Origin of the sequence: Terrisporobacter petrolearius (genome assembly GCF_020748185.1) — a bacterium.
In the GTDB taxonomy this organism is placed as follows: Bacteria; Bacillota; Clostridia; order Peptostreptococcales; family Peptostreptococcaceae; genus Terrisporobacter; species Terrisporobacter petrolearius.
In genome coordinates this window covers 138,077-150,346 of the sequence record NZ_JAHZMO010000003.1, presented here as the reverse complement: position 1 = coordinate 150,346, position 12,270 = coordinate 138,077, and the positions used below count along the sequence as shown (strand labels likewise).

13 protein-coding genes and 1 other annotated feature are annotated in these 12,270 nt (G+C 29.3%); of the genes, 11 read left to right on the top strand and 2 right to left on the bottom strand.

The window, feature by feature from the left end:
* The first annotated feature begins 1 nt into the window (after window position 1).
* From rpmA to K0040_RS03240, 7 genes are all read left to right on the top strand, one after another.
* The gene (rpmA, locus tag K0040_RS03270; RefSeq protein ID WP_018591528.1) at window positions 2–292 is read left to right on the top strand and encodes a 50S ribosomal protein L27; all 291 of its coding nucleotides are present in this window, start codon (window positions 2–4) and stop codon (window positions 290–292) included.
* A gap of 88 nt (window positions 293–380) precedes the next feature.
* The gene (gene obgE / locus K0040_RS03265; RefSeq protein ID WP_074914767.1) at window positions 381–1,658 is read left to right on the top strand and encodes a GTPase ObgE; all 1,278 of its coding nucleotides are present in this window, start codon (window positions 381–383) and stop codon (window positions 1,656–1,658) included.
* Window positions 1,659–1,683: 25 nt separating this feature from the next.
* Entirely contained in the window at window positions 1,684–2,055 is a 372-nt protein-coding gene (locus K0040_RS03260; protein WP_074914769.1) for a YhbY family RNA-binding protein, read from the top strand.
* A gap of 370 nt (window positions 2,056–2,425) precedes the next feature.
* Window positions 2,426–3,487, top strand: a complete 1,062-nt coding sequence (locus K0040_RS03255; RefSeq protein ID WP_228107526.1) for an ABC transporter substrate-binding protein — start codon at window positions 2,426–2,428, stop codon at window positions 3,485–3,487.
* Between the two features lie 157 nt (window positions 3,488–3,644).
* Window positions 3,645–4,127, top strand: a complete 483-nt coding sequence (locus K0040_RS03250; protein WP_228107525.1) for a DUF2975 domain-containing protein — start codon at window positions 3,645–3,647, stop codon at window positions 4,125–4,127.
* Between the two features lie 9 nt (window positions 4,128–4,136).
* Window positions 4,137–4,352, top strand: coding sequence for a helix-turn-helix domain-containing protein (locus tag K0040_RS03245; RefSeq protein ID WP_148556087.1), 216 nt, complete (start codon window positions 4,137–4,139; stop codon window positions 4,350–4,352).
* 15 nt (window positions 4,353–4,367) lie between these two features.
* Window positions 4,368–5,540: a S41 family peptidase gene (locus K0040_RS03240; RefSeq protein ID WP_228107524.1), complete on the top strand. Its 1,173-nt coding sequence runs from the start codon at window positions 4,368–4,370 to the stop codon at window positions 5,538–5,540.
* A 30-nt stretch (window positions 5,541–5,570) separates the two neighbouring features.
* Here the strand turns inward: K0040_RS03240 and K0040_RS03235 are convergent, their stop codons facing one another.
* Together K0040_RS03235 and recX are read right to left on the bottom strand one after the other, a co-directional pair.
* Window positions 5,571–6,491 carry a ribonuclease Z gene (locus K0040_RS03235; protein ID WP_228107523.1) on the bottom strand — a complete coding sequence of 307 codons (921 nt, stop codon included), beginning with the start codon at window positions 6,489–6,491 and terminating at the stop codon, window positions 5,571–5,573.
* Between the two features lie 217 nt (window positions 6,492–6,708).
* Window positions 6,709–7,350 (bottom strand): recombination regulator RecX, encoded by a 642-nt coding sequence (gene recX, locus K0040_RS03230; RefSeq protein ID WP_228107522.1) that lies wholly within the window; start codon window positions 7,348–7,350, stop codon window positions 6,709–6,711.
* 235 nt (window positions 7,351–7,585) lie between these two features.
* Between recX and nadD the strand changes: the two genes are divergently transcribed.
* The 4 genes from nadD (at window position 7,586) to leuS (ending at window position 12,122) form a co-directional block, all read left to right on the top strand.
* Window positions 7,586–8,275: a nicotinate-nucleotide adenylyltransferase gene (nadD, locus tag K0040_RS03225; RefSeq protein WP_228107521.1), complete on the top strand. Its 690-nt coding sequence runs from the start codon at window positions 7,586–7,588 to the stop codon at window positions 8,273–8,275.
* Window positions 8,276–8,860, top strand: a complete 585-nt coding sequence (gene yqeK, locus K0040_RS03220; protein WP_228107520.1) for a bis(5'-nucleosyl)-tetraphosphatase (symmetrical) YqeK — start codon at window positions 8,276–8,278, stop codon at window positions 8,858–8,860.
* Window positions 8,861–9,010: 150 nt separating this feature from the next.
* Complete coding sequence (rsfS, locus tag K0040_RS03215; RefSeq protein WP_026255137.1) at window positions 9,011–9,361, top strand: ribosome silencing factor; 351 nt, start codon at window positions 9,011–9,013, stop codon at window positions 9,359–9,361.
* Window positions 9,362–9,390: 29 nt separating this feature from the next.
* Window positions 9,391–9,587: a binding site (T-box leader), on the top strand.
* Between the two features lie 114 nt (window positions 9,588–9,701).
* Window positions 9,702–12,122 carry a leucine--tRNA ligase gene (gene leuS / locus K0040_RS03210; RefSeq protein ID WP_228107519.1) on the top strand — a complete coding sequence of 807 codons (2,421 nt, stop codon included), beginning with the start codon at window positions 9,702–9,704 and terminating at the stop codon, window positions 12,120–12,122.
* The last annotated feature ends 148 nt before the right edge of the window (window positions 12,123–12,270 follow it).

The following is a 12,270-nucleotide window of genomic DNA, read 5'->3' as shown; positions in this document are numbered from 1 at the left end:
AATGTTAAACATGAACTTACAATTATTAGCATCTAAAAAAGGGGTAGGATCATCTAAAAACGGTAGAGATTCTATAGCTAAAAGATTAGGTGTAAAAAGATATGACGGACAAATAGTTACTGCTGGTAGTATAATAGTAAGACAAAGAGGTACTAAAATACATCCAGGAACTAATGTAGGTAAAGGTGGAGATGACACTTTATTCGCATTAATAGACGGTACTGTTAAATTCGAAAGAAAAGACAAAAAAAGAAAAAAAGTAAGTATATATCCAGTACAAGTTGCTGAATAATAAAGGGAGAGGAGTGTATTTACACTCCTTTTCTTTTTAAATAATGAGAATTTGAATAAAATGCAAATTCCAATAGGAGGTGCCACTTTTGTTTATAGATAAGGCAAGGATATTTGTCAAAGCTGGAAATGGTGGAAACGGTGCAGTATCATTTAGAAGAGAAAAATATGTTCCTGCAGGTGGACCAGATGGTGGAGACGGAGGAAGAGGCGCTAGTGTTATATTCGAAGTTGATAACGACTTAAGAACACTAATGGACTTTAAATACCAAAGAAAATACGTAGCCACTCCAGGTGGAGATGGAAGTAAAAAAAGACAAGCTGGTAAAAATGGTGAAGATTTAGTGCTAAAGGTACCAGCTGGAACAATAGTCAGAGATGAAGCTACAAATAAAATAATAGCTGACTTAAAAAAAGAAGGAGATAAAGCTGTTGTTGCAAGAGGTGGTAGAGGCGGAAAAGGAAACCACAATTTTGCAAACGCAGTAAGACAAGCTCCAAACTTTGCAAAATCAGGAACTGATGGTGAAGAAAAATGGGTTATATTAGAGCTTAAAATGATAGCTGATGTAGGACTATTAGGATTTCCTAACGTAGGTAAATCTACATTCTTATCAGTTGTTACTGCAGCTAAACCAAAGATAGCAAACTATCACTTCACAACTTTAACACCAAATCTTGGTGTGGTACAAACAAAATTTGGCGATAGCTTTGTTTTAGCTGACATACCAGGACTTATAGAAGGTGCAGCTGAAGGCATTGGTCTTGGCCATGACTTCTTAAGACACGTTGAAAGAACTAAAGTATTAATACATATAGTTGATATTTCAGGACTAGAAGGTAGAAATGCTTTAGAAGACTTTGATAGTATAAACGGTGAACTTAAATTATACAATGAAAAACTAGCTACAAGACCTCAAGTTGTAGTAGCTAATAAAATAGATATACTTGAAGATGAATCAGTTTATGAAGAGTTTAAGACAACTTTAGAAGAAAGAGGATACAAAGTATTCAAAATGTCTGCAGCAACAAGAGAAGGTATAGATGATGTAATAACTTATGTTTCTCAAGTGTTGAAAGATGCTGAAGAAATAGAACTTGTATCTGAAGAAGAACTATATGTTCCTGAATTAGACTCTGAAGAAGAAGAAGCTTTACAAGTAGAAATAGAAAATGGAGTATATGTTGTTACAGGTAAGGCACTTAGAAGAATTATGTACTCTGTTAACTTTGAAGATATGGAATCTATTCAATTCTTCCAAAAATCTATGGAAAGTCAAGGTGTATTTGACAAACTTAGAGAAATGGGTATTGAAGATGGAGATACAGTTAAGATATACGAAATAGAATTTGAATTCTATGACTAAAATTTAATACAAAAGAGGTGACAATATGTTAAACGGAAGACAAAGGGCGTATTTAAGATCTTTAGCAAATACTCTTAAGCCTATAACTCAAATAGGAAAAGACGGTGTAACTGAAGGTTTTTTAGAACAATTAGATGTAATGCTAGATTCAAAAGAATTAGTTAAAGTAACTATATTAGAAACTGCTGGTATAGATACGAAAGAAGCAGCTAATGCTATATGTAAAGCATTAAGAGCGGAATTTGTTCAAGCTATAGGTTTTAAATTTACATTATACAGAAAAAATGTAGAAGAACCAAAAATATTATTCCCAGGTCAAAAAGCTTCAGTTAAAAAGGTAGCAGAAGAAGGTATGACTAAAAAAGGAAAACCAACTAAAAGATCTCAAAGAAGATAATGATATATAATTTATAATAAAATAATGTCAGAATTATATAAAAAGAAGCTATTATTAAGTGACTAAGCTAGTCATTTATAATGGCTTTTTTTATTTCTAATTGATTGATTTGAGAAAGGTAAATTTTAATTTTTATATAAAGTATGTTATACTGTAAAATGATATTTGGATTTATAATAAATATTAAGTAAGGGAAATATAAAAAACAGTTTATTAAAGACAAATTTAGATATAATAATTGGTACTATATGAGTTTATAAATTTGTGTTATTATTTACTTATTTAAAATATAATTGTAATAAGTTATATTTAATTTGGTTTTATAACTCATAGATAAATTAAAACATAAAATATGAAAGGAAATTAAAATATGAAAAAAATAGCTAAATTATTAACCTTAATAGTATGTTTAACAACAGTAAGCGTATTTTTTATAGGTTGTAGTAAAAAGGATAATTATCCTGAAGAAATAAACTTTTTTAACTATGGAGAAAACATAGATGATGAAACAGTAAAAGAGTTTGAGAGAAAATATGATATAAGAGTTAATATTGAAACTTTTGATGATATGGAAGCTATGTATTCAAAGGTTAAAAGTGGTGCAGGAAAATATGATGTTATTTTAGTGTCAGATGCTTTAATGCCAAGAATGATAGACCAAAAGCTTATACAGCAAATAAATAAAGATAATATAACTAATATATCTCAAATGGACAAAGAATACCTAGATTTGGAAATAGATCCAGGTAATAAATATTCAATACCTTATATGTTTGGAACAGTAGGACTTATTTATAATAAAGATGTGGTGAAAGAAGAAGTAAAAAGTTGGGATATATTATGGAATGAAAAATATAAAGACAAAATATTTATGTTTGATACATATAGAGACACAATAGGTGTAGCATTAAAGAAATTAGGGTACTCTTTAAATTCAACTAATCCAAAGGAAATAAAAGAAGCAAAAGAATTACTATTAGAACAAAGAAAATTGGTTAAACCATTATATGGTGTAGATAACGGAACGACAATGATTCCAGCAGGAGAGACAGATATAAACATGATATGGTCTGGGGAAGGATTAAACTTACAAGATGAATATCCTAATTTGGTTTATGTAGTGCCTGAAGAAGGAGCAAACTTCTGGATTGATAGTTTATGTATACCTAAAAATGCTAAAAATGTGGAAGGTGCTGAACAGTTTATAAACTTTGTAAGTGATAAGAAAAGTGCTCTTAGAATAGCTGATGAAATAGGATACACGACTCCTAACAAAGAAGCGAGAGAAGAACAACCAGATAATGTGAAAAATAACCCGAATGCATATATGCCTACAGAAATAATGAACAGATGTGAAATTTACAAAGATTTCTCATTAGACGTTAAAAAAATGTATGATAAAGCATGGATTGCAATAAAATCAGATGAATAATAAAAATAGAGGTAGATTAGTCTACCTCTATTTTTGTGCAATTAAAAGTTTGATATATTAATCTTTTATAATAAAAACATATTAAAATACAATATTAATTTATTGAAATTCGATATAGTATCTGCTATTATTATGTTATAAAAAGGAGTGATGATAGATGTTTAAAAATTCAATGAAAACAAAAGGGGTATTAAGTACTACATTGATAATATTATTTTTCGTATTAGGTTTAATTCTTATCATAGGGGTGATTTTAGGCATTCCTTATATTATTAATAATATTGGTGATAGGACTAAGATATTAAATGCTATAGGTGGATTTATTATAGGGATTACATACTTTATAATGGTAGCTCTTTTATCAGATATAGTAAGTAGTTCTAGAGTTAACATATTCGTGAAATCAAATGTATATAAGTTTAGGAAAATAGGATATTTACTACTTATAAATTTAGTTATACATTACGCTTTTGGTACAATTTATGGTGTAAGTGGCATGAGATTTTTGGACTTAGCTCCAGGAGTTTTTATAACACCGGGAATGTGTGTGTATTTTATATCAGGGTTATTATGTTTTGTTATAGCAGATGCGTTTGATCAAGCTATCACAATAAAAGAGGAAAATGAATTTACTGTATAGGAGATTATTATGACTATTATAGTTAACTTAGACGTGATGATGGCAAAGAGGAAAATGTCTCTGAAAGATTTGGCGGAAAAAATAGAGATAACTAATGCCAATTTATCTATACTAAAAAATAACAGAGCTAAGGCTGTTAGGTTTACAACTCTAAACGAAATATGTAAAGTTTTAGATTGTCAACCAGGAGATATACTTGAGTATATAGAAGACGAGGAAGAATAATTAGGGGGAAAATTTATGAGGTGGAGAATATTAATAATATCTCTATTAACATGTCTAATTACAGCTGGATGTTCAAAGACTAGTACTTTAACTTTAGAAGAAAAAGTGGCTGATTTTGAACAATTATACAATGAGGTTAAAGAGGGATATCCTTATTTAGAAGTTAATAAAAGGCTATATAAAGAGGATTGGCTAGCGAATAAAGAAGAATTTAAAAAGAGAATTGAAAAAACATCATCTGATGAAGATTTTGCTAATGAGTTAAATTCTATAATGAGAGAATTGCATAATGGCCACACAGAAGTGATTACGGATGCTTCATACTTTAATATGTTAAAAGATGTGTATGAACCTTTAAAATGGTATGGTTTTTTTGATGATAAAGATTTAAGCCAGTTATATAATGATAAAGAAAAAAGTAATGTATATGGAATGGGAAGTGGTAAAAGCATAGAACTTAAAGACTTAGTTGAAGATAAAGTGGGATATATCTATATACCTCAAATGAATTCAGCAAGTGGAAGCATTGACAGTGATATGAAAAAAATTAGTTCCTATATAAACGAAATAAAAGAGTATCAATCTCTTGTTATTGATATAAGGGGAAATATGGGTGGTAATGATCAATACTGGATAGACTTAGTATCTAATATTTCTGATAAAAATTATAAATGTAGGGGATATCGTTTATTTAGAAATTCTTCAAATGTTATACGAAGCTACACAAAGGCGAGAAACGTAAAACTTAATGATATTGATGAATTACCTATGTTAAGTAATGCACCCAAAGAAGCTACTGATATGTTTACACATTTTGAATATAATGAAGAAATTGTAGAAGGAAAATCAAAATCACCTTTTAAAGGAAAAATATATTTATTAGTAGATAGTGATGTATTTTCTGGAGCTGAGTCCTTTGCTATATTTTGCAAAGAACAAAAATTTGCTACTATAATAGGATCTGAAACTGGTGGAGATGGATATGTGTATGATCCAGTGCTTTTCAAACTAAATAATAGTGGTCTTATTGTTAGAATGTCATCTACAATGTATTTGACAGAGAGTGGTATATGTGACGAAGAGAAAAAAGTTACACCAGATATAGTGGTGAATAATACTATAAGGTATGGTATACGAAAAATAGACCCTTGTATAAATAAGGTATTGGAACTTGAAAATATTAAATAAAAATAGTGCTCATTGTATTGAGCACTATTTTTAATCTTCGTAATTTAAAGATAAGGACAATCTATCTTCTCCAACTATAGTATTTGGGAAAATCCTTGTGGCATTTTCTAAATATTCATGAGGATTTTCTAAAGAAGGACTAAAATGAGTTAAAAGTAGTTGTTTAACTTTTCCTAAGGATGCTAGATTAGCAGCTTCTGTAAAGGTCATATGTTTATTTTTTACAGCTTTAGAGATATCCATATCATCTCCATACATGGCCTCGCAGACAAATAAATCACTATCTTTAATGAAGTCAGGAATAGTAAGTAAAAATTGTGTATCAGTTACAAAGCTAACTCTAATACCTTTTCTATCATCCCCAAAAACCATATCAGAAGTATACATTTTTCCATCATAAAAAACAGAATCACATTTTTGTAGTCTGCTCCACAAATGTTTAGGAACATTATTTAATTTTGCCTTTTTTGCGTTAAACTTGGGAGATCTTTTAAAATACAAGCTATAACCTAAGCATTCAGTGGAGTGATCGAGGTCTAGTGTAGATATTTGTAAGTCTTTAAAAGTAGGGTGATCTTCTAAGGTGAAATTTTTATCTGGGTTTTCTATTATTATTAATTTATAAGGCAAATATTCCACAAGGACTTTTATAGCCTTCATAGTTTCTATAATTCCTTTAGGTCCAACAATAGTTAAGTCTTCTGTTTTACCGCTATTACCCATAGTAGACAAAAGACCAATAAGACCTATTATATGGTCACCGTGGAGATGAGTTATTAAAATCAAATCTACATCTTTGAAACCACAATTTTTCATTCTCATAGATACTTGAGTACCTTCACCACAGTCTATTAAAATTTTTTTCCCTTTATAATTAATAAATAAAGAAGAAAGGTTTCTATTAGGCATGGGCACGTTACCGCCACAGCCTAGCAAAACTAAATCTATCATATTAATTCTCCTTATGTATAATTTATTTTAAAATAACAATCACTAGTTATAGTCTTAACAAAATATCTTTTATTTAAAAAAGAGATTATTAAATAATCTCTTTTTTATCTATCTTCTTTGTATAATTGTTTAATATTGTAAATTGATAATAGTACACAAAGTATGGCTATAGCAGTTTTCATATTACCTCCTAAAGTATAATATATATACTTATATCTTAATAATCATCATTGTAATCATTTTTAAAAATCTTATTTAATACGCTTTTAATTATATCATAATTAAAGCCTTTATAAGCAAGGTGATTTGCAACTTTAGCATAAGCTTTTTTAGGGTCTTCATTTTTTACTCGTGCATACCTTTTTTCAGCCAAATAAAGAGCATTTTCAAACTCTGCATCTACATCAATTTCAGAAATAGCTTCATCGATGGCTGATTTCTCAATTCCTTTATTATAAAGATTTTGTTTTATTTTATTTTTACCATATTTATTTAGATTAACATTTGTAGTTACAATTTTAGAAGCTAATTCGTTATCATTGATAAAATTGTACTTTTTTAAAAAATCTAGAACTTCGTCTATAACGTCCTCTTCAAAATCGCTTCCTAATTTTTCTCTAATTTTTTTCTCAGATTGGCTAGCCTTTGATAAAATATTTAAAGCTTTATTTTTACCTTTTAAAAACATTTCATCTTTTAAAATTTGTCTAAGATGATCTTCTTCTATGTTGTCACCTTTTTTTAAGTTAAAAGTAAATACTAATTCTTTATAAATAGCCATGAAAAATTTTTCATCAACATAGATATTTACTCTGTCTTGGTTTTTCTTTTGAACCTCAATTTTTGTTATTACAGACATATTTTGTCTCCTTTGAATTAAATTTATTGCTTAAAGTTAAATAAATGTTAAAAATCACTTGTTATATAATTGAAATTATTATATATATTAATAGTGAACAAATTTTTGCAATTAAAGTATAAATATAGATAATTTAGTTAGTAAAAATATATATTTATGATTATATACTAAAAAAAGGGTTTTTATATAATAAACTTAATTGTTATAGAAAAAGGGAGTAAAAAGGAGAATAATAATGAGGATTGAAGATATAGTTATTGAATCTATATTGAAAAATAATGAGAAGATGGCAAAATTTAGGGACAGTGCTCATAATTTAAGAATAGGAATATTAGGCGGAACATTTGACCCTATACATTATGCTCATCTAGCAACGGTGGAGTTTATAAGAGGCAAATATAATTTAGACAAAGTTATTTTCATACCTTCTGGTAATCCTCCTCATAAGTTTTGGAATATAACTGATAAAAAAGATCGTTATGAAATGGTAGTACTTGCTACTGTAAAAAATGAAAATTTTGTAGTTTCTGATATGGAAATTAAGAAAGATGGAAAGACTTATACTATAGATACTTTGAGGGAGTTAAAAAAGACTTATCCAACTTGTGAATTATTTTTTATTACAGGAGCAGATGCTATATGTGATATAGAAGCATGGAAAGATGTTGCTGAAAATTTCAAATTAGCCACGTTTGTAGCAGCAACAAGACCGGGTATAAGTCTGCTTAGAGCTCAAGACTATATAGAAAAATTAGAAAATAAATATAATGCAAAAATTATAAATGTATATGTACCTTCTTTAGATATATCATCCACATATATTAGAGATCAACTGAATTTAGGGAAGTCGGTTAGGTACCTGATACCTGAAAATGTGGAATCATATATAAAGGAAAAGGGTTTATACAATTTTGGAGTTGAGTAAATGGATATAAAACAAATAGAAAAAACACTAAAAGGGATGTTACCTGAAAGAAGATTAAAACATTCTTTAAATGTATCAAAATGTGCAGTAAAGTTAAGTGAAATATATAAGTGTGACAAAGAAAAGGCCCAGATTGCGGGACTTGTTCATGATTGTGCTAAATATTTTACAGATGAACAAATTGAAGATAGCATAAAAAGATTTAATGTAGAACTAGATCCTTTGGAAGTAAACAATATAGCTCTATCTCATAGCGTTATAGGTTCTTATGTAGCTGTAGATGTATTTAATATTAAGGATGAAGAAATTATAAATGCAATAAAATATCATACTACAGGAAAGGAAAATATGTCTCTTTTAGAAAAAATAATATATATGGCGGACTTAATAGAAGAGGGTAGAAACTTTCCAAAAGTAGAAGAGTTGAGAGAACTAACATATAGTGGTAAATTAGAAGAAGCATTACTTTTATCTTTCAATAATACTATAAAATTTATCATAGATAATAACCAGTTAATACACCCAAGAACTATAAAAGCTAGAAATTATATCTTGGAAGAGTTGATTATAGGTACTTTTAACTAGAATAATTATATTTATGGAAAATAGTATTGTCAGATTGTATAATAATAGGCGCAAATTTTTAAATTTGTATATATAATAGTAATAATACAAATATTTATGATATAATAACTAGGTAGCTTTAAAATTGAAAGGAGACGGAATATGACTAACATGACTGTTGAACAAATGACAAAGATTGTTTACGATGCAATTGATGATAAATTAGGTCAAGATATATCAATAATAAATATAGGGAAAGTATCTTCTCTATGTGATTATTTTGTTATAGCAACTGCTGGTTCTACAAGACAAGTTAAAGCAATAGCAGATAATGTACAAGATGCCTTAACAGAGCACGGAATAGAACCAAGATCAAAAGAGGGATATGAAACTCAAAATTGGATATTACTTGATTATGGTGATGTAATGGTTCACGTATTTGATGAAGAAAATAGAGGGTTCTATAATTTAGAAAAACTATGGAAAGATGCTCCATACGTGGATGTTGACACTTTAGCATAAAGATGTTAATATTATAGAAAAATAAAGATTGAAATCAAATAAGTTAGAGTAGTAGAAAACTTTGTTTATTTCAGAGAGCTGATATTTGGTGTGAATCAGCATAAACTATTTTTGAACTTGCTAACATTGAATTATTTGGCCTTAGTTGGCATAAAAACTGTCTAAGAGAGTTTACTTTTGTAAACTAATTAGGGTGGTACCGCGAAAATATATCCTCGTCCCTAAACGTAAAGTTTAGGACGGGGATTTTTTTAATATTATTAAGAAATTTTAGAATTTCTCAATTTGGATAAAATAATACTTATGGAAATTATTACAGAGAATACTTAGGAGGTAAATCATGAGCGTTTACAATTTTAAAAAGATTGAAGACAAATGGCAAAAAACATGGACAGAAAATAATCAATATAAAACTGACACAACAGATTCTTCAAAACCAAATTATTATGCTTTAGAGATGTTCCCTTACCCATCAGGAAACATACATATGGGGCATGTTAGAAACTACTCTATAGGTGACGTAGTTGCTAGATTTAAGAAAATGGAAGGATACAATGTACTTCATCCAATGGGATGGGATTCATTTGGTTTACCAGCTGAAAATGCGGCTATAAAACATGGAGTACATCCGCATAAATGGACTATGGCAAACATAGAAGACATGAAAGGTCAATTAAAATTATTAGGATTAAGTTATGACTGGGAAAGAGAAGTAGCTACTTCTACTCCAGAATATTATAGATTTACACAAGAAATATTCTTGAAATTCTTAGAAGCAGGTCTTGCTTATAAGAAAAAATCTTTCGTTAACTGGTGTCCATCTTGTGAGACAGTTCTTGCTAATGAGCAAGTTGTTGGAGGACTTTGCGATAGATGTGATAGCGTAGTTGTTAAAAAAGATTTAGAACAATGGTATTTCAAAACTACTGCATTTGCTGAGGAATTACTAAATGACTTAGACACTTTAGATGGATGGCCAGAAAAAGTTAAAACAATGCAAAGAAACTGGATTGGAAAATCTAATGGTGCTGAATTAGTATTTGATATAGATGGAACTGACAAATCTATGACAGTTTACACTACTAGACCAGATACTACGTATGGTGTTACTTTCATGGTTTTAGCTCCTGAAAGTGAACTTGTTCAAGAATTAGTTGTAGGAACTGAATATGAAGCTGACGTTAATGCTTTCATAGCAAAAATGCACACTAAGACAGAAATAGAAAGAACTGCTTCTGATGTAGAAAAAGAAGGTATGTTTATTGGTAAATATGTTATAAACCCAGTAAACAACAAGAAAATACCAGTTTGGATAGCAAACTATGTATTAGCTGACTATGGTACTGGAGCCATAATGGCAGTTCCAGCTCATGATGATAGAGATAAAGAGTTTGCCGAAAAATTTGGTTTAGATATAATACCTGTTATAGATGAAGATAATAAAATGATAAATTCAGAAGAATTCAACGGTATGGATGCTTCAGATGCATTTGAAGCTATAGTTGAAAAACTTGCCAAAGATAATAGAGGTAAGAAAACAACTAACTATAGACTTAGAGACTGGTTATTATCTAGACAAAGATACTGGGGATGTCCAATACCAGTTGTATACTGTGATGACTGTGGAATAGTGCCAGTAGATAAAAAAGATTTACCAGTATTACTTCCTACAGATGTTGAATTCACAGGAAAAGGAGAATCTCCACTTACTACTTCCCAAGCATTTGCAACTACTCCTTGTCCTCACTGTGGAAAAGAAGCTAGAAGAGAAGTTGATACTATGGATACATTTGTAGATTCATCTTGGTACTTCTTAAGATATATAGATCCTAAAAATACTGAAGAGCCATTTGATAAACAATTAGTAAATAAATGGATGCCAGTAGATCAATATATAGGTGGGGTAGAGCATGCTATAATGCATTTACTTTACGCTAGATTCTTTGTTAAAGCGTTCAAATCAATGGGAATGTTAGACTTTGATGAACCATTCAAAAACTTGTTAACTCAAGGTATGGTTTTAATGGATGGAAGTAAAATGAGTAAGTCTAAAGGTAATACTGTATCACCTATAGAAATAATAAACAAATACGGAGCAGATACTGCTAGATTATTCGTATTATTCGCAGCACCACCAGAAAGAGACTTAGACTGGTCAGAACAAGGTGTTGAAGGATGCTTCAGATTCTTAAACAGAGTTTACAGATTAGTTGATGAATTAGCTGAAGTTGCTAAATCAAATGCAGAGGTTAAAGCTGTAACTAAAGAAGACAAAGCTATGAGACTTGTAATACATTCAACACTTAAAAAAGTTACTGCTGATTTAAGTGAAAAATTTGGATTTAATACTGCTATAGCAGCATTAATGGAATTAATAAACGAAATGTACAAATATAAAGAATTAAATACTAGAAATGATGGAATAATCAGAGAAGGTATCGAAACTATAGTTACTATACTTGCACCATTCACTCCTCATGTAGGTGAAGAATTATGGACTATGATAGGTAAAGAAGGTAGTGTATTTGATATAAACTGGCCTAAATACGACGAAAAAGCTTTAGTTCAAGATGAAGTAGAAGTAATAGTTCAAGTTAATGGTAAATTAAGAGACAAAGTATCTATGGATGCTAATATAGCTAGAGAAGATATGGAAAAAGTAGCTTTAGAAAGCGAAAAAGTTAAAGCTGCAATAGAAGGTAAAAACATAGTAAAAGTTATTGCTGTTCCTAAAAAATTAGTAAACATAGTTGTTAAATAGAATTTGCTTTAAATATATAAAGTGAAAATAAAAAAAAGGTCTAAAAATAAATATTTAGGCCTTTTTTTGTTTATTAAATAAAAAAGAATTATAAAAAACCATATGTACAATTCTTTTTATGAGTAGTATAATAGAGAGGAAAATGTTT